This window comes from Enterobacter adelaidei (assembly GCF_041937165.1).
Classification (GTDB): Bacteria; Pseudomonadota; Gammaproteobacteria; order Enterobacterales; family Enterobacteriaceae; genus Enterobacter; species Enterobacter adelaidei.
This window is the reverse complement of the sequence record NZ_CP154353.1, coordinates 1,721,389-1,738,181: the sequence shown is the minus strand read 5'-3', so window position 1 is coordinate 1,738,181 and position 16,793 is coordinate 1,721,389. Positions and strand designations below refer to the sequence as shown.

At 52.6% G+C, this 16,793-nt stretch carries 18 protein-coding genes; 12 read left to right on the top strand and 6 right to left on the bottom strand.

Annotated elements, in window-relative coordinates; all coding sequences use genetic code 11:
* Position 1: 1 nt before the first annotated feature.
* Both AAHF05_RS08490 and rimJ read right to left on the bottom strand, forming a co-directional pair.
* Positions 2–652 (bottom strand): YceH family protein, encoded by a 651-nt coding sequence (locus AAHF05_RS08490; protein WP_129325051.1) that lies wholly within the window; start codon positions 650–652, stop codon positions 2–4.
* A gap of 9 nt (positions 653–661) precedes the next feature.
* A complete protein-coding gene (gene rimJ, locus AAHF05_RS08485; protein WP_013097146.1) occupies positions 662–1,246 on the bottom strand; it encodes a ribosomal protein S5-alanine N-acetyltransferase in 585 nt (194 codons plus the stop codon).
* Between the two features lie 236 nt (positions 1,247–1,482).
* On the opposite strand from rimJ, the gene mdtH reads away from it, so the two are divergent.
* The 9 genes from mdtH (at position 1,483) to AAHF05_RS08440 (ending at position 8,161) form a co-directional block, all read left to right on the top strand.
* Entirely contained in the window at positions 1,483–2,691 is a 1,209-nt protein-coding gene (gene mdtH / locus AAHF05_RS08480) for a multidrug efflux MFS transporter MdtH (RefSeq protein WP_129325050.1), read from the top strand.
* Between the two features lie 125 nt (positions 2,692–2,816).
* Positions 2,817–3,377 (top strand): lipoprotein, encoded by a 561-nt coding sequence (locus AAHF05_RS08475; protein ID WP_129325049.1) that lies wholly within the window; start codon positions 2,817–2,819, stop codon positions 3,375–3,377.
* Positions 3,378–3,503: 126 nt separating this feature from the next.
* Positions 3,504–4,550: a dihydroorotase gene (gene pyrC, locus AAHF05_RS08470; RefSeq protein WP_028019074.1), complete on the top strand. Its 1,047-nt coding sequence runs from the start codon at positions 3,504–3,506 to the stop codon at positions 4,548–4,550.
* A 74-nt stretch (positions 4,551–4,624) separates the two neighbouring features.
* Positions 4,625–4,870, top strand: coding sequence for a DNA damage-inducible protein I (gene dinI / locus AAHF05_RS08465; RefSeq protein WP_028019075.1), 246 nt, complete (start codon positions 4,625–4,627; stop codon positions 4,868–4,870).
* Between the two features lie 275 nt (positions 4,871–5,145).
* Positions 5,146–5,400, top strand: a complete 255-nt coding sequence (bssS, locus tag AAHF05_RS08460; RefSeq protein ID WP_008500827.1) for a biofilm formation regulator BssS — start codon at positions 5,146–5,148, stop codon at positions 5,398–5,400.
* Positions 5,401–5,516: 116 nt separating this feature from the next.
* Positions 5,517–6,635 carry an N-methyl-L-tryptophan oxidase gene (gene solA, locus AAHF05_RS08455; RefSeq protein WP_129325048.1) on the top strand — a complete coding sequence of 373 codons (1,119 nt, stop codon included), beginning with the start codon at positions 5,517–5,519 and terminating at the stop codon, positions 6,633–6,635.
* A gap of 60 nt (positions 6,636–6,695) precedes the next feature.
* On the top strand, positions 6,696–6,809 hold the full coding sequence (locus AAHF05_RS08450) for a YceO family protein (protein ID WP_032666986.1): 114 nt from the start codon (positions 6,696–6,698) through the stop codon (positions 6,807–6,809).
* A 208-nt stretch (positions 6,810–7,017) separates the two neighbouring features.
* Positions 7,018–7,584, top strand: a complete 567-nt coding sequence (locus tag AAHF05_RS08445) for a cytochrome b (RefSeq protein ID WP_129325047.1) — start codon at positions 7,018–7,020, stop codon at positions 7,582–7,584.
* Position 7,585: 1 nt separating this feature from the next.
* Positions 7,586–8,161 carry a YceI family protein gene (locus AAHF05_RS08440; RefSeq protein ID WP_028019078.1) on the top strand — a complete coding sequence of 192 codons (576 nt, stop codon included), beginning with the start codon at positions 7,586–7,588 and terminating at the stop codon, positions 8,159–8,161.
* A gap of 41 nt (positions 8,162–8,202) precedes the next feature.
* On the opposite strand, the gene AAHF05_RS08435 is transcribed toward AAHF05_RS08440, so the two are convergent.
* On the bottom strand, positions 8,203–9,252 hold the full coding sequence (locus tag AAHF05_RS08435; protein ID WP_129325046.1) for a rhodanese-related sulfurtransferase: 1,050 nt from the start codon (positions 9,250–9,252) through the stop codon (positions 8,203–8,205).
* A gap of 222 nt (positions 9,253–9,474) precedes the next feature.
* Here AAHF05_RS08435 and AAHF05_RS08430 point away from each other — a divergent pair, with 222 nt between their 5' ends.
* The 3 genes from AAHF05_RS08430 to AAHF05_RS08420 all read left to right on the top strand — a co-directional run bounded on the left by AAHF05_RS08430 (position 9,475) and on the right by AAHF05_RS08420 (position 12,231).
* A complete protein-coding gene (locus AAHF05_RS08430; protein WP_129325045.1) occupies positions 9,475–10,401 on the top strand; it encodes a Kdo(2)-lipid IV(A) acyltransferase in 927 nt (308 codons plus the stop codon).
* Positions 10,402–10,541: 140 nt separating this feature from the next.
* The gene (mdtG, locus tag AAHF05_RS08425) at positions 10,542–11,759 is read left to right on the top strand and encodes a multidrug efflux MFS transporter MdtG (RefSeq protein ID WP_028019081.1); all 1,218 of its coding nucleotides are present in this window, start codon (positions 10,542–10,544) and stop codon (positions 11,757–11,759) included.
* Between the two features lie 97 nt (positions 11,760–11,856).
* Positions 11,857–12,231 carry a MysB family protein gene (locus tag AAHF05_RS08420; RefSeq protein WP_023311118.1) on the top strand — a complete coding sequence of 125 codons (375 nt, stop codon included), beginning with the start codon at positions 11,857–11,859 and terminating at the stop codon, positions 12,229–12,231.
* Positions 12,232–12,237: 6 nt separating this feature from the next.
* Here AAHF05_RS08420 and AAHF05_RS08415 read toward each other — a convergent pair whose 3' ends face one another.
* From AAHF05_RS08415 to mdoG, 3 genes are all read right to left on the bottom strand, one after another.
* A complete protein-coding gene (locus AAHF05_RS08415; protein ID WP_013097162.1) occupies positions 12,238–12,465 on the bottom strand; it encodes a YceK/YidQ family lipoprotein in 228 nt (75 codons plus the stop codon).
* 84 nt (positions 12,466–12,549) lie between these two features.
* A complete protein-coding gene (gene mdoH / locus AAHF05_RS08410) occupies positions 12,550–15,078 on the bottom strand; it encodes a glucans biosynthesis glucosyltransferase MdoH (protein WP_028019082.1) in 2,529 nt (842 codons plus the stop codon).
* On the bottom strand, positions 15,071–16,624 hold the full coding sequence (gene mdoG / locus AAHF05_RS08405) for a glucans biosynthesis protein MdoG (protein WP_028019083.1): 1,554 nt from the start codon (positions 16,622–16,624) through the stop codon (positions 15,071–15,073). The genes mdoH and mdoG overlap by 8 nt, the downstream gene beginning before the upstream one ends.
* Positions 16,625–16,793 lie beyond the last annotated feature (169 nt).

The window sequence follows — 16,793 nt, the reverse complement described above, 5'->3', positions numbered from 1 at the left end:
CTTAGTCTCCCAGGTGTGCCAGCAAGGCATCCAGACGCTGTTTCAGTCCTGCGACCTCGTCTTCCAGCGCTGCCACGCGCGTAACCAAATCATCTTGTTCAACACTTACATCGGTTACCAGAGACTTTACTGAAATATCAACTTCGCCGCTGAACAGATGCATATAGCGGCTTTCACGTTTACCTGGCTCGCGCGCCAGACGCACCACATAAGGCCCCTCTTCACGCGAGGCCAGCCCTTCCAGGACCTGCTCAACTTCCTGCATATCCGCAAACTCATGCATGCGGGAAGCACGAGTACGCAGCTCACCCGGCGTTTGCGCCCCGCGCAGCAACAGCGAGGTAATCACCGCGACTTCTGCGGCGCTCAACTTCAGATTGCCAAATTCGGAATTACAGAAACGCTGCTCATATTTCGTCACACGGTTACCGAAGCCGCTGACGGTCCGCAGGTAGTGCCGTTTGACCAACTCATCCAGCACATCCTGAACTTCGTGTTCACTCAGGTTCATGACTGGCTCACGGTTGGTTTTCTGATTGCAGGCCATCGTCACGGCATTGACAGAGAGCGGGTACTGCTCTGGCGTGGTGACCTGTTTTTCGAGTAAGCACCCAATCACGCGCGCTTCGGTACCGCTTAGCTGATATTTCATCTTTTCTCCTTAACGACCTGCAGTCCAGTCCCGGGTGGTTAATGCTGTCAGAACGTGGTCACGCCATTCTCCGTCTATCAACAGATAATCTTTGGCGTAGCCCTCTTTCTCGAACCCTAATCGCGCCAGCAAATTACCGCTACGCTGATTATGCGGCATGTAGTTCGCCATAATGCGATGGATATGTTGCGTACGCTGCATATAGCGAATAGCCACCGTTAGCGCCTCGTACATTAGCCCCTGTCCCTGCCATTTCTGGCCGATGGAGTAGCCAAGGTAACAGGCGTGAAACGATCCCCGCACCACGTTGGAAAAATTGGCAATCCCAATGATCTCTTTCTCCTCGGGATCCAGCAGCGCAAAATAGAAAGCACTTCCCTGCTTGTGAAATTCCGCAATCATGCTGAGACGCGCTTGCCAGCCAGAAGGGTAACAATGGCTCTCATCCCGAACGGGTTCCCAGGGTTTTAAAAACTGGCGATTCTCGGCGTAATAGTCCGCCAGACGCCAGGCATCACGCTCATGCACCAGACGAACGACCAGCCTGTCCGTTGTCAGACGCACTTTTGGCACATTACTGCGATAGCCAAACATCGATCCCACTCCTTCCCGTCACTTCTGCTTACCCATTAGCTTTACTATACCTGCGCCTGCGCCGTCTGTGAAAACAGTGACATACCATTTTGCCCTCTTTTCACCATTTTCGATGAGAACTCTCTATCAAAGCACCCTTTTGATAAAAAAATATTGTCACGTACAGGGGTGGGAAAAAGCGGAATGACACCGCAGAATGTTAGCGTGCTCACCTTCTTATTTTCCCCGGAGGGAAAATGTCCCGCGTATCACAGGCCAGGAGCCTGGGTAAATATTTCCTGCTCGTCGATAACATGCTGGTCGTGCTCGGCTTTTTTGTCGTATTCCCCCTTATCTCGATTCGTTTTGTCGATCAAATGGGCTGGGCGGCATTGATGGTTGGCATTGCCCTGGGGTTACGCCAGTTTGTCCAGCAGGGTCTCGGTGTCTTTGGTGGCGCCATCGCTGACCGTTTTGGCGCGAAACCAATGATCGTTACCGGTATGCTGCTGCGCGCGGCAGGTTTTGCCACGATGGCGGTCGCTCAGGAGCCCTGGCAGCTGTGGTTCTCCTGCTTCCTTTCCGGTATCGGGGGCACGCTGTTTGATCCGCCTCGCACTGCGCTGGTGGTGAAGCTCATTCGCCCGCAGCACAGAGGGCGTTTCTTCTCGATTCTGATGATGCAGGACAGTGCGGGTGCAGTTATTGGCGCACTACTGGGAAGCTGGCTGCTGCAGTATGACTTCCGTCTGGTGTGCGCCGCTGGTGCGGTGCTCTTTATTCTGTGCGCGCTGTTTAATGGCCTGTTCCTGCCTGCCTGGAAACTGTCGACGGTCAAAGCCCCCGTTCGGGAAGGCCTCGGTCGTGTGCTGCGCGACAAGCGTTTCGTCACGTACGTGTTAACCCTGACGGGTTACTACATGCTCGCCGTACAGGTGATGCTGATGCTGCCGATCATGGTTAACGACATTGCGGGAACCCCAGCTGCCGTCAAATGGATGTATGCCATCGAAGCCTGCCTGTCGTTGTCGCTGCTGTATCCGATTGCCCGCTGGAGCGAACGGCGTTTTCGTCTGGAGCATCGCCTGATGGCCGGGCTGTTCCTGATGACGCTGAGCATGATGCCGATCGGCCTGGTGAACTCCCTTCAGCAACTGTTTACGCTGATTTGCACGTTCTATATTGGTTCTATCATCGCCGAGCCCGCCCGTGAAACGCTGAGCGCTTCGCTTGCGGATGCGCGGGCGCGTGGCAGCTATATGGGGTTCAGCCGGCTGGGGCTGGCGCTTGGCGGCGCATTAGGTTACACCGGCGGCGGTTGGTTATTTGATGCCGGTAAAGCCCTGAATCAACCCGAACTGCCCTGGATGATGCTCGGCGTGGTGGGTTTAATCACACTGTTGGCCCTGTGGTGGCAGTTCAGCCAGAAACGCAGCGCGAGCGGCATGCTCGAGCCTGGCGCGTAGCACTTCCCTTGAGCGGGAGTACACTCCCGCTCCCATTTCTCAGTTTTTTCTGCTGGTTTCTGCAATTTCACACTGACATACTGACGTCACAGGACAGAAGCGCCGATTTTTCGTTGAGGAACACTATGAAGAAAATTGTTTTCGCCGCAGCATTGATTGTCAGCGGTCTGCTGGTTGGCTGTAACCAGCTAACGCAATATACCGTCAGTGAACAGGAAATTAATCAGGCGCTGGAAAAACATAACAATTTCTCTAAAGACATTGGCGTGCCAGGGCTTGCCGACGCACATATCGTCCTTTCCAATCTCACCAGCCAGATTGGGCGTGAAGAGCCAAACAAAGTCACTCTGGCAGGAGATGCAGATCTTGATATGTATTCCCTCTTTGGCAACCAGAAAGCTAACATTAAGCTGAAACTGAAGGCCCTTCCCGTTTTCAATAAAGAGAAAGGCGCGATTTTCCTGCAGGAGATGGAAGTGGTCGATGCTCAGGTTTCCCCGGATAAGATGGCTCCGGTTCTGCAAACGCTGATGCCCTATCTGAACCAGTCGCTGCGTAATTATTTTAATCAGCAGCCTGCGTATGTCTTAAGTGAAGACAAGAGTAAGGGTGAAGCCCTTGCGAAAAAATATGCAAAAGGGATAGAGGTGAAACCGGGAGAAATTGTCATTCCTTTCACCGATTAACCTGAAGGGCGCTGAGGCGCCCTTTTTTTTACGGAAAAGTGTGCAAACGAAAACGTTTCCGCTTATGATTTGTGTCCGGCAAAAACAGCCATCCTAATGACTGATTCCTGACAAGCCGGAGCTTCCATGACTGCACAACCCCAGGTTCTTAAAATCCGCCGCCCAGACGACTGGCATATCCATCTGCGTGATGGCGATATGCTGAAAACCGTCGTGCCCTATACCAGCGAAATTTATGGCCGCGCGATTGTCATGCCTAACCTGGTTCCACCAGTCACCACCGTCGATGCCGCAATCGCATATCGCCAGCGCATCCTTGATGCCGTTCCCGAAGGGCATGATTTCACCCCGTTGATGACCTGCTACCTGACCGATTCACTGGATCCGAACGAAGTGGAGCGCGGTTTTAACGAAGGTGTATTCACTGCGGCAAAACTCTACCCGGCGAATGCCACCACTAACTCCAGCCACGGTGTTACCAGTATTGATGCCATCATGCCGGTGCTGGAACGCATGCAGAAACTGGGCATGCCGCTGCTGGTACATGGTGAAGTCACCCACGCTGAGATTGACATCTTTGACCGTGAAGCCCGCTTTATTGAGACCGTGATGGAACCGCTGCGCCAGCGACTGCCTGCGCTTAAAGTCGTGTTCGAACACATCACCACCAAAGACGCGGCAGAGTATGTGCGTGACGGCAACGATCTTATTGCCGCCACCATCACCCCTCAGCACCTGATGTTTAACCGTAACCACATGCTGGTAGGCGGCGTACGTCCGCACCTGTACTGCCTGCCGATCCTTAAGCGCAACATTCACCAGCAGGCCCTGCGCGAGCTGGTAGCCAGCGGGTTCTCCCGCGCGTTCCTCGGTACCGATTCCGCGCCTCACGCCCGCCATCGTAAAGAGGCAAGCTGCGGCTGCGCGGGCTGCTTCAACGCCCCAACCGCCCTCGCAAGCTACGCGACCGTGTTTGAAGAGATGAACGCACTGCAGCATTTTGAAGCGTTCTGCTCCCTCAACGGCCCGCGCTTCTATGGTCTGCCGGTCAATGACACCTTCATCGAACTGGAGCGTAAAGCAAGCCAGGTTGAGGAATCCATTGCCCTGACGGATGACACCCTTGTCCCATTCCTGGCAGGCGAAACCGTTCACTGGACAGTAAAACGCTAAATATTCAGTGCCCCTTGTTGTCAAACCGATAATATACCTGTATAAATAAACAGTATATTACACAGGGGGCATTTATGCGTATTGAAGTCACCATAGCCAAAACTACCGTCCTGCCTGTTGGCGCGCTGGATGCGCTGGCAGGGGAATTATCCCGTCGAATTAACAACACCTTTCCCGACAATACCGGTGCCGTAACGGTTCGTTATGCGACAGCAAACAACCTCTCCGTCATTGGTGCTGCGAAAGAAGATAAAGATCGCATCAGCGAAATTCTGCAAGAAACATGGGAAAGCGCTGACGACTGGTTCATCACAGATTAATACTGCTCCCTCATTGTGTTTTTTTTGCCGGGTCGCCCCGGCTTTTTTTTCGCCTGAAAATTCTGAAAGTTCAAATTATTCCGATATCTTCTTTAAAAATCATGAACGAGATGGTGTTTTATTGTTCGAACAATCCTAAAAAGCAGAAAAATGTGTTGCTACCTGTTTATTTTTGCCGTCGAACCCCTTATTACTTGGTATACTGAAAAAGCTTCAGAAAAACATGCATTGAACCTCAGAGCCGTTGTCTTCTAACACGCATTAAGGGGGTTATAATGGAAAAGAATAGTGAAGTCATCCAGACCCATCCGCTTGTAGGCTGGGATATCAGTACCGTAGATAGCTACGATGCACTGATGCTGCGTTTGCACTACCAAACCCCGAATCAACTCAACCGTGAAGAAGCGGAAGTTGGACAGACGCTGTGGCTAACAACAGACGTCGCTCGTCAGTTTATTTCTATTTTAGAGGCAGGTATTGCAAAAATAGAATCTGGCGACTATCAGGAAAATGAGTATAAGCGGCACTAAACGAATGCCAACCTTTCACTCAACAGGCACCCTTGCGGTGCCTTATTTATTTCACCCTTGTCTAACCCCGCGTTGTTAATTACTCTGCTCACATAACGTGAGTTTACGAGATGCATATGAGATACGACTTAATCATTATTGGTAGCGGCTCCGTAGGTTCCGCCGCCGGATATTATGCGACACAGGCAGGGCTGAACGTCCTGATGATTGATGCCCACCGCCCTCCTCATACAGAGGGTAGCCATCATGGCGACACCCGACTCATACGCCATGCGTATGGTGAAGGGGAGCGCTATGTTCCGCTGGTGCTCCGCGCACAGGCGCTGTGGGATGATCTGGCGAAACAGACTGAAGATCGCATTTTCGAGCGCACAGGGGTGATCAACCTCGGCCCGGCCAGTTCTGATTTTCTCGCCAACGTCGAACGCAGCGCGAAAGCTTTCAATCTGGACGTTGAGAAGCTGGACGCGACGGGTATTACCGCGCGCTGGCCCGAAATTACCGTCCCGGAAGATTATATCGGCCTCTTTGAAGCCCATTCCGGGGTGCTGCATTGCGAAACGGCGATCAAGACCTGGATCGAGCTTGCCGCGAAGGCTGGCTGCGCGCAGCTGTTCAACTGTCCGGTAGACGCCATCACCCATGACGATAATGGCGTCACGGTAGCGACCCTTGACGGTGAATATTCCGCGGATCGCCTGCTTGTCAGCGCGGGAACCTGGGTTACCCGCCTGCTGCCCGCTCTGCCGATCCAGCCGGTGCGCAAGGTCTTCTCCTGGTTCCAGTCGGATGGTCGTTACAGCGCCCAGAATAAATTCCCGGCCTTCACCGGCGAATTACCCAACGGCGACCAGTTCTACGGCTTCCCGTCAGAAAAAGACGCACTGAAAATCGGTAAACACAACGGGGGCCAGGCTATCTCCTCCCCTGAGGAGCGTAAACCCTTCGGCGCTTACCCACAGGATGGGTCAGAGGCCTTCTCGTTCCTGCGCAATATTCTTCCAGGCGTCGGCGGCTTGCTGTATGGCGCGGCCTGTACCTACGACAACACGCCAGATGAAGACTTTATCATTGATACGCTGCCGGGGCATGACAACACTCTGCTCATCACAGGACTGAGCGGCCACGGCTTTAAGTTTGCTTCCGTGCTGGGCGAAATCGCCGCGCAGTTTGCTCAGGGTATCACGCCACAGTTTGATCTGAGCCCCTTCTCACTCTCGCGTTTTAACAGATAATCCCTAACAGGCTCCGGACATCCCGGAGCCCGTTTCATTCATACTGCATTGCGGAGCGTTATGCGCAGGATCGTTAACTTTCTTATGAATAATATTCGCGAGCATTTAATGCTCTATATCTTATTGTGGGCACTGTTGGCCATTATTGATTTTGTTTACATTGTATTTTATTGAAAAGCCAGACTGACAATAATTGACATTAATTTAGCTTTATTGAAAATCTAAATTTCATCTTGCACGAAGAGATTGAATTACCTTTATCGATCCTTTTCAAAATCGCTGAAATAAATAAAATAAAAATCAATATACATTTATTTCAGTTGCAATATCACATCTTCCCGTTCATTTTTACCCTTCGGTTAATTTGAAAATGGACATTCTGATGCAATTACGTAACTCTTCCCGGCGCTATGGAATAATATCCATATGTTTGCACTGGATATTTGCTATTGCCGTCTATGCTATGTTCGGACTGGGTCTCTGGATGGTAACACTCAGCTATTATGATGGCTGGTATCATCAGGCACCGGAGTTACATAAAAGCATTGGCGTCCTGTTGATGCTGGGACTGGTTATTCGCGTGATTTGGCGACATATTTCTCCACCACCCAGCGCACCGAAGACCCACAGTAAATTGACTCGCATTAGTGCCGTTGCCGCGCACATTGCGCTCTATATACTGCTCTTTGCCATCCTCATTAGCGGCTATCTCATCTCGACGGCAGACGGCAAACCTATTAGCGTCTTTGGTATTTTTGACGTACCGGCAACGCTTAGCGATGCGGGCTCTCAGGCTGACACTGCTGGGGCCGTTCACCTCTGGCTGGCATGGAGCGTCGTGATCCTGTCTGTACTGCACGGACTTGCCGCCCTCAAACACCACTTTATTGATAAAGACGATACGCTAAAGCGCATGCTTGGCCGCTCGTCAGTTGACTCTGGAGTATAAAATGAAAAAACACCTGCTGGGTATCGCACTGGGTTCTCTGTTATTCACCACCGGTTCCGCCGTGGCGGCTGATTATAAAATTGATAAAGAGGGCCAACATGCTTTCGTCAATTTCCGTATTCAGCACCTTGGATATAGCTGGCTGTACGGTACCTTTAAGGATTTTGACGGCACATTCAGCTTCGACGAGAAAAATCCTGCGACCGATAAAGTCAATGTGACCATTAATACCAACAGCGTCGACACGAACCATGCTGAACGAGATAAACACTTGCGCAGTGCAGAGTTCCTGAATGTCACTAAATACCCACAAGCCACCTTCACCTCTACGGAGGTGAAAAAAGCGGGTGATAAGCTGGATATTACCGGAAACCTGACGCTTAACGGCGTAACAAAACCCGTCACCCTGGATGCGAAATTAATCGGTCAGGGAGATGATCCATGGGGCGGCAAACGTGCAGGTTTTGAAGCAACAGGTAAAATTCATCTGAAAGATTTCAATATCACAACAGATTTAGGCCCGGCATCTCAGGATGTCGAGCTGGTTATTTCTGTGGAAGGGGTTCAACAGAAATAATAAATTCGCCCGGCAGGTTTTCACCTTGCCGGGCGTTACCATTATTCCGGGTCGGGGATACCCAGTTTGGTATTCAGGCGGCCGCGAGATTTATTGAAAATCTTATTGCCATTTTCCCGTCCAGCCCGACGGCGACGCTGCTCTTCTTCTGGCAGAATGCTCTCTTCACTGCACAGTTCGCTACAGCAACCGTTAAACTTCTCAGCACAGGCCGGACACTGGATGAACAGCAGATGACAGCCGTCATTTTTGCAGTTGGTATGAGTATCGCACGGTGCGCCACACTGATGGCACTGAGCAATCACGTCCTCAGAAATACGCTCACCCATTCGCTCGTCAAAGACAAAGTTTTTACCGATAAAGCGCACCGGCAAACCCTGCTCACGGGCACGGCGGGCGTACTCGATAATCCCCCCTTCAATATGCCAGACCTTATTAAACCCGTTGTGTTTCATCCACGCGCTGGCCTTCTCGCAGCGGATGCCACCAGTGCAGTACATAACGATCTTTTTATCTTTATGTTCCTGCATCATCTCAACCGCTTTGGGCAGTTGCTCGCGGAAAGTATCCGCCGGGATTTCCATCGCATTTTCGAAATGCCCCACTTCATACTCATAGTGGTTACGCATATCAATGAACACGGCATCCGGATCGTCCAGCATCGCATTCACTTCTGCGGCCTTCAGGTAATCACCGACATCCGCCGGGTTAAATTCAGGATCGTCAATGCCATCCGCCACGATGCGTTCACGCACTTTCATGCGCAGCACCCAAAACGATTTTCCGTCATCATCCAGAGCAATATTCAGGCGTAAGCCATCAAGTGCCGGATCGAAGCGGTAAAGGAAATCACGGAAAGCATTTACTTTACTTTCCGGTACGCTAATCTGCGCGTTGATCCCTTCGTGAGCAAGGTAGACGCGTCCAAAGACATTCAGCGTGGTGAATGCCTGGTAAAGTTCATCGCGAATCGCTTGCGGATCGTTGATCGTGAAATATTTGTAGAATGAGATGGTTGTGCGCGGTTCGGTTTCAGCCAACATACGCGCTTTTAACATCTCATTCGAAACGCGGTTGTGTAACACTGGCATGGTGTACAAGTCCTGGGATCGTTAGAGAGAATGAAAAATCGGTCGGCATGATATAGCAAACAAAGTTAATTTACATCCACACAATTTACGCTACATTTCACTCGCCCTGGTTAATCAGGCTTAACAATTGCTGTATTCGTGCACGTTTCGAACGCAGATATTTTGGCTATGTCTCAAAAAATGAGACAATAGCGAAACAGGACGTTAGAACACAGGAAAGACATGACCCAGTTACCCAAATTTACCGTCGCCCTTTTGCATCCCCGCTATTGGTTGACCTGGCTTGGCATTGGCTTTTTATGGCTTCTGGTGCAACTTCCCTACCCTGTTATTTTCTGGTTGGGTAAATCTCTGGGCCATATCGCGCAAAAGTTGATGAAGCGTCGTGCCACAATTGCGTACCGCAACCTTGAGTTGTGCTTTCCGCAGATGAGCGAGTCAGAACGACATGACATGGTCTCGAAAAATTTCGAATCTGTCGGTATGGGGCTTATGGAAACCGGTATGGCGTGGTTTTGGCCGGACAAACGTATGGCGCGCTGGAGCGAAGTGACAGGAACCGGCATGGAGCCAGTGCATACGCTGCAGGCGAATCAGACAGGTGTCCTGCTGATTGGCGTGCATTTTCTGACGCTGGAAATCGGGGCGCGAATGTTTGGCATGCAGGCACCGGGTATTGGCGTTTATCGCCCCAACGATAACCCGGTCATCGATTTAATCCAGACCAACGGCCGTATGCGTTCCAACAAAAGCATGATCGACCGTAAAGATCTGAAGGGCATGATACGCGCGCTTAAATCCGGTGAAGTGGTCTGGTACGCCCCTGACCACGACTATGGTCCGCAATCCAGCGTATTTGTCCCCTTCTTTGCTGTTGAAGAAGCCGCCACAACAACCGGCACCTGGATGCTGGCGCGGATGTCCAAAGCCGCGATCGTGCCCTTTGTACCCCGTCGTAAACCGGATGGGTCTGGTTACGAGCTGATTATGCTGGAACCTGAACTCGCACCACCGCTGGATGATGCAGAGACCACCGCTCTCTGGATGAACGGCGTTGTGGAGAAGTGCATCATGCTCGCGCCGGAACAGTATATGTGGTTGCACCGTCGCTTTAAAACGCGGCCACAGGGCACGCCTTCCCGCTATTAACTCGCATGCGGTCTTCCTGGCCGCATGCTGTTTTAGCATTTAAAGCTCCTCCTCATTGCAGCAATCATATCCCAGGCGCATAATTAGCAGGCTTATTACTTCATGCCTCAGGTGTTCTGCACCTCATTATGCGGATTGTTATGTCACCCTCAGATGCCCCCATAAACTGGAAACGTAACCTCACAGTTGCATGGTTTGGTTGTTTTCTTACCGGTGCGGCGTTTAGCCTGGTCATGCCTTTCCTGCCTCTCTACGTCGAGCAACTGGGCGTAACGGGCCATAGCGCGCTCAATATGTGGTCTGGCCTGGTGTTCAGCGTCACGTTTCTCTTTTCCGCGATTGCCTCACCCTTCTGGGGCGGCCTTGCCGACCGTAAGGGGCGTAAAATTATGCTGCTACGTTCGGCGCTGGGGATGGCCATCATCATGGCATTGATGGGTATTGCGCAAAACGTCTGGCAGTTCCTGATTTTACGCGCATTACTGGGCTTGCTCGGTGGATTTATTCCCAATGCGAATGCCCTGATAGCCACCCAAATTCCGCGTCACAAGAGCGGCTGGGCACTGGGAACGCTTTCAACGGGTGGCGTGAGTGGTGCCTTGCTGGGGCCACTGGCCGGCGGATTGCTGGCGGATAATTACGGCTTGCGGCCCGTCTTTTTCATCACCGCCAGCGTGCTTTTCCTGTGCTTTGTCGTCACGTTGATCTGTATTCGGGAAAACTTCACGCCTGTCGCCAAAAAAGAGATGCTTCACGCAAGGGATGTTCTTACCTCACTTAAAAACCCCAGACTGGTGCTGAGCCTGTTCGTGACGACCCTGATTATTCAGGTAGCTACCGGTTCGATTGCCCCCATTCTGACGCTGTACGTTCGCGACCTGGCCGGTAACGTCAACAATATTGCGTTCATCAGCGGGCTAATTGCTTCCGTTCCCGGCGTGGCGGCGCTCCTTAGCGCCCCGAGACTAGGCAAACTGGGGGACCGGGTGGGTCCGGAAAAGATCCTGATCTGCGCGCTGGTGATTTCCGTTCTGCTGCTTATCCCTATGTCGATGGTGCAATCCCCGTGGCAGCTGGGCGTTCTGCGCTTTTTGCTGGGCGCTGCCGACGGGGCGTTACTCCCCGCCGTTCAGACCCTGCTGGTCTACAACTCCACGAATCAGATAGCCGGGCGTATCTTTAGCTATAACCAGTCATTTCGTGACATCGGTAACGTGACCGGGCCGCTTATCGGGGCAGGCATTTCTGCAAGCTTCGGTTTTCGCGCCGTCTTTATCGTGACGGCGGGCGTGGTGCTGTTCAATGCAATTTACTCGTGGTTCAGTTTATCCCGTGCGTTACGACCGGTGGCTGAATAACACGAACGTCTGACAGCTTATTTTCGCATTCATACTTGCAGGATCTTATATTCAGCTATTATTTCACTGAAACCTTCTGGAAAACAGGGAGACACCAATGACCATGTACGCCACGCTGGAAGAAGCTATTGATGCCGCTCGTGAAGAGTTCCTCGCCGATAACCCCGGCGTTGAAGAAGAAGATGCTGACGTGCAACAACTTAATATCCAAAAATACGTTCTGCAGGATGGGGATATTATGTGGCAGGCCGAATTCTTTGCCGATGAAGGGGAAGAAGGAGAATGTTTGCCGATATTAAGTGGTGAAGGTGCGCAGGCCGTTTTTGATGGCGACTATGATGAAATTGAACTGCGGCAGGAATGGCTGGAGGAGAACACCCTGCACGAGTGGGATGAGGGCGAGTTTCAGCTCGAGCCACCGCTGGATACGGAAGAGGGTCAAACCGCAGCCGATGAGTGGGACGAGCGTTAATTTACGCTATTCGTAAGGGCCGTGGCTGGCATCGATCGGCAGCAGCAGCGTGTCGAAAATCAGCGAAAACGGTAAATCAAGCACGGTAAGATAGCGCCACGCGGAATCACGAACATCCCATTTCACACCCGGGTAGTACTGATTACCGTGGCCCTGCCCTGGAATGGTGCGACTGATGATGCTGCCGCAGCCGCTAAGCAGGCATGCCATCATGACGACGATGATAATTTTCATCTCAAACCTCTAAAAAAATACCGGCGATTAAGCCGGTATTTTATTTGGCGGGTGGCGCTTCGCTTACCCGCTCTACTTAACAACTTACTTCGCCTTCAACGCCAGCGGGTTCAGTTTCAGTTCTTTATAGTAATTTACCCACGAAGAGTATCTCTCCGGAGCGGACCACACGCGGTAGTGAAGACGCGCCATCGTGACCGGGTCGCTCAACAGGACCAGACGGCGGTCGCGATTGAGTTTTTCCGGGGTCTCGTTCAGCGCCTGCTCAACGTGACGATCGCGGGCAATCTCCAGCACCTGGCTGGCACGGTGGCGTGCTGTCGCCATCGCCGTTGCCAGCGCGTTGAACGACGGGTTAAACACGGCGTGCATAAAACCATCATCCAGCGTGCGATTGCGGTTCTGCTCCAGATATTTGTCGGTATCGACCAGTACCTGCGGCGGGGAATACTCTTCCGGGATCAGGAACAGCTTCCAGCGTTTGGTACGCAGGCCAACCGTTGAACGGCTGGAGATGACCGATACAAACGGGGACAGAATCAAGGAGAATACAATCGGCGCCAGCCAGAACAGGAAGCGCAGATCCAGCCACGCCATCCCCGCCGCCCACACCAGGCCCAGCAGAAGTTGCGAGCCATGACGCATAAAGGCTTCACTCCACGGCGTCGAGTCGTCATCACGCTGCGGTGAATTCCAGACCACTTCCCAGCCCAGGAACGCACTGACCACAAACACGGTATGGAACAGCATACGCACCGGCGCCAGCAGCACGGAGAACAGCACTTCCAGCAGGAGTGAAAGGGTCACGCGGCAGAAACCGCCGTACTCTTTCGAACCTTTGCACCAGATCAGGATGATGCTGAGCAGCTTAGGCAGGAACAGCAGCACCATGGTGGAGGCAAACAGCGCAATCGCCAGTTCCGGACGCCACTGCGGCCACACCGGGAACAGCTGGCGCGGTTGCAGGAAGTATTGCGGCTCAGTCAGGGCATGCACCACCTGCAGCGCAGTGGAGAGCGCAAGGAACATAAACCACAGCGGTGCGGAGAGATAAGACATCACGCCCGTCAGGAACACCGCACGGTGAACCGGGTGCATCCCTTTTACCAGGAACAGGCGGAAGTTCATCAGGTTACCATGACACCAGCGGCGGTCACGTTTAAGCTCATCCAGCAGGTTCGGCGGCAGCTCTTCGTACGATCCCGGCAGGTCGTAGGCAATCCAGACGCCCCAGCCAGCACGACGCATCAGCGCCGCTTCTACGAAGTCATGCGACAGAATAGAGCCGGCAAACGAACCTTCACCCGGCAACGGTGCCAGCGCGCAGTGTTCAATGAACGGCTTCACGCGGATAATGGCGTTGTGACCCCAGTAGTGCGATTCACCCAACTGCCAGAAATGCAGACCCGCGGTAAACAGCGGCCCGTAAACACGGGTGGCGAACTGCTGACAGCGCGCATAGAGCGTGTCCATACCGGATGCTTTCGGCGATGACTGAATAATACCGGCGTTCGGGTTGGCTTCCATCAGACGCACCAGACCGCTCAGGCAGTCACCGCTCATGACGGAGTCAGCATCCAGCACCACCATATAGCTGTACTGGTTACCCCAGCGACGGCAGAAGTCATCAATGTTGCCGCTTTTACGCTTCACACGACGACGGCGGCGGCGGTAGAAGATCTGGCCTTCGCCCTGCACTTCCGCAATCAGTTCCATCCAGGCTTTTTGCTCTGCAACGCAGATATCCGGGTTGTAGCTGTCGCTCAGGATGTAAACGTCGAAATGCTCCGCGTTTCCGGTCGCCTTAACGGACTCCCAGGTCGCACGCAGCCCCGCAAATACGCGGTCAACGTCTTCGTTACAGATAGGCATAATCAGCGCAGTACGGTGCTCAGGATTAAGGGGTTCATCCCCGACCGTTGACGCGGAAATACTGTATTTGTCACGCCCCATCAGCAGCTGCAGGAAGCCCATCAGTGCGGTCCAGAAACCGGCCGATACCCAGCAGAACAGGACAGCGAACAGCAGGAGGATGCCGCTCTGAAGGATATACGGCAGCAACTGCATAAAGGAGACCCAGAGATCCTGGCCCATCATGTCCGTCGGGTTGATGAACGCCCAGCCCTGGTAAGGCAGAATGGTTTTCATATACCAGGTCGCGACAACCGTCTGTGCCAGCGTCAGAAGCAGCAGGATGTAACGACGGATTGTCCCCACGGTACGCCATTTCTGTTCAGAGGCCTGCTCTTCTTTCGTCAGGCGAGACAGATAGCGCGGCGTTACATCACGTCCGCGCAGACGATCCCAGAAGCGGCCAACCGGGTTGGTACGCCACGGATCGGGGAACATCGAGGAACGCGTAGCCTTCGGCATTGCCTGAAGCTGATCGCGTCCTTCGTCGTCTTTAATCAACTGCCCTTCTGCCAGCGAGTCCGGCCATGCCTGCTCCAGACGAGCCTTAACTGACCCCAGCGGCGTATCATCATCCCGGGAAAACTGATGATGTTCACCATCCAGCGCGGTATGAACCGCGCGGATGTCGCTCTTAGGCAGTGCCGCTTTTTCGATATCCGTCAGCGGCATGGCATCAATATATTCAGATGTATTATTCATTGGCAGGTAGCTGGTAGCTCCAGGTTTCACTCAGCGGCTGATCGTCACTGACCAGCGCAGCACGCATTTCAGTGGTCTGCTTCGGATCTTTCACTTTCACACGCAGAGTCAGACGCCAGCCCTTCGTTATCGGGTTGTAACGCACGGTATTCTCAACGATTTCACCGTTATCCCCAATGCTGGCCTGAGCAGCAACGGCGGTATCCGGTGACAGTTTCTTCATATCCTGGCCTGTGAAGTCCACAACAAAGGCCACAGTGCCGTCAGGCTGACGGATAAGATTAGACTGTTTCACATCCCCCGTTGAGCGGCGAGTCTGCACAACATACGCGCTATCCGGCGCATGCAGCTTATCTTCGTCGCGGCTGAAGGTAATGGTGTACTTGAAGTTCATCTCTTTACCGGCTTCCGGCAGCTGATCCGGTGTCCAGTAAGCCACGATGTTATCGTTAGTTTCATCGTTGGTTGGAATTTCAACCAGCTCAACCTTCCCTTTACCCCAGTCACCTTTCGGCGTGACCCAGGCACTTGGACGCAGGTCATAGCGATCGTCCAGATCTTCAAAGCGAGAGAACTGACGACCACGTTGCAGGAGGCCAAAACCTTGCGGATTTTCCATCGCAAAACTACTTACGGCCAGATGTTTCGGGTTATTCAGCGGACGCCAGATCCACTCACCGTTACCGGCATGAATAGACAGGCCATTGGAATCGTGCAGTTCCGGGCGGAAGTTCGTTGCTGGTGACGGCTGGTTTGGCCCAAACAGGAACATACTGGTCAGCGGTGCAACACCCAGTTTGCCCACTTTGTCACGCAGGTAAACTTTAGACTGCACGTCAACCACCGTGTCACGACCCGGCATAATCACAAAGCGATAAGCACCGGTTGCTCGTGGGGAATCCAGCAGCGCGTAAATGGTCAGACGTTTGTCCGTTGGTTTTGGACGTTCAATCCAGAACTCGCGAAAACGTGGAAACTCTTCACCTGATGGCAGCGCGGTATCAATAGCCAGACCGCGCGCAGAAAGCCCGTATACCTGCCCCGCGCCGATCACGCGGAAGTAGCTGGCACCAAGCATGCTGACGATTTCATCGTTTTTATCTTTGCTGTTGATCGGGTAAAGCACCTTGAAGCCTGCGAAGCCCAGGTCTTTCACCGTATCTTTGTCGTGTTGCACATCGCCGAAATTAAAATAATCCGGGCTGTACTTGATCTTACGTACAGCCGTTGCCGTCACTTCATTGATGGCAACAGGCGTGTCGAAGTACATACCCTGATGATAAAACTCAAGCTTGAACGGGGTCTTAATAGTGTTCCAGTACGCTTTGTCGTGATTGAACTGGATCTGCTGATAGTCCGCATACTTCATGTCGCGGAAAACGGAGGGCAAGTTACTTTTCGGCGCTTCGTAGCTCTTGCCTGCCATCGATTTTGCCTGTTTTGCGACATCATCGATGTTAAAGGCCAGTGCCGATGAGGTATACAGTGATAACACGACTGCAGCACCTAACCAACGCATTTTCATCATCTGTGGTTTATGTTTCATAATAAGTAAGCACTTCCCCCTTTGTGTGCTTATATCGATCCGATCCATTTTAATGGAAACTCAGGCAATCCGACAACATTATCACTGCTTTGTTCAGCTGCTGGCTCATGGATTAAGCAAATGAAAGAACCCGCGATTCACTTTACGTGCTTATCCTGGAGACAGGGTG

What these genes read in the sequence shown, in the direction of transcription:
- mdoH (WP_028019082.1), bottom strand. Translation starts at nt 15,078, where the DNA reads ATGAATAATACATCTGAATATATTGATGCCATGCCGCTGACGGATATC.
- AAHF05_RS08450 (WP_032666986.1), top strand. Translation starts at nt 6,696, where the DNA reads ATGCGCAGGATCGTTAACTTTCTTATGAATAATATTCGCGAGCATTTA.
- bssS (WP_008500827.1), top strand. Translation starts at nt 5,146, where the DNA reads ATGGAAAAGAATAGTGAAGTCATCCAGACCCATCCGCTTGTAGGCTGG.
- AAHF05_RS08440 (WP_028019078.1), top strand. Translation starts at nt 7,586, where the DNA reads ATGAAAAAACACCTGCTGGGTATCGCACTGGGTTCTCTGTTATTCACC.
- AAHF05_RS08420 (WP_023311118.1), top strand. Translation starts at nt 11,857, where the DNA reads ATGACCATGTACGCCACGCTGGAAGAAGCTATTGATGCCGCTCGTGAA.
- AAHF05_RS08490 (WP_129325051.1), bottom strand. Translation starts at nt 652, where the DNA reads ATGAAATATCAGCTAAGCGGTACCGAAGCGCGCGTGATTGGGTGCTTA.
- rimJ (WP_013097146.1), bottom strand. Translation starts at nt 1,246, where the DNA reads ATGTTTGGCTATCGCAGTAATGTGCCAAAAGTGCGTCTGACAACGGAC.
- mdoG (WP_028019083.1), bottom strand. Translation starts at nt 16,624, where the DNA reads ATGAAACATAAACCACAGATGATGAAAATGCGTTGGTTAGGTGCTGCA.
- AAHF05_RS08415 (WP_013097162.1), bottom strand. Translation starts at nt 12,465, where the DNA reads ATGAAAATTATCATCGTCGTCATGATGGCATGCCTGCTTAGCGGCTGC.
- dinI (WP_028019075.1), top strand. Translation starts at nt 4,625, where the DNA reads ATGCGTATTGAAGTCACCATAGCCAAAACTACCGTCCTGCCTGTTGGC.
- AAHF05_RS08445 (WP_129325047.1), top strand. Translation starts at nt 7,018, where the DNA reads ATGCAATTACGTAACTCTTCCCGGCGCTATGGAATAATATCCATATGT.
- mdtG (WP_028019081.1), top strand. Translation starts at nt 10,542, where the DNA reads ATGTCACCCTCAGATGCCCCCATAAACTGGAAACGTAACCTCACAGTT.
- AAHF05_RS08435 (WP_129325046.1), bottom strand. Translation starts at nt 9,252, where the DNA reads ATGCCAGTGTTACACAACCGCGTTTCGAATGAGATGTTAAAAGCGCGT.
- solA (WP_129325048.1), top strand. Translation starts at nt 5,517, where the DNA reads ATGAGATACGACTTAATCATTATTGGTAGCGGCTCCGTAGGTTCCGCC.
- mdtH (WP_129325050.1), top strand. Translation starts at nt 1,483, where the DNA reads ATGTCCCGCGTATCACAGGCCAGGAGCCTGGGTAAATATTTCCTGCTC.
- pyrC (WP_028019074.1), top strand. Translation starts at nt 3,504, where the DNA reads ATGACTGCACAACCCCAGGTTCTTAAAATCCGCCGCCCAGACGACTGG.
- AAHF05_RS08475 (WP_129325049.1), top strand. Translation starts at nt 2,817, where the DNA reads ATGAAGAAAATTGTTTTCGCCGCAGCATTGATTGTCAGCGGTCTGCTG.
- AAHF05_RS08430 (WP_129325045.1), top strand. Translation starts at nt 9,475, where the DNA reads ATGACCCAGTTACCCAAATTTACCGTCGCCCTTTTGCATCCCCGCTAT.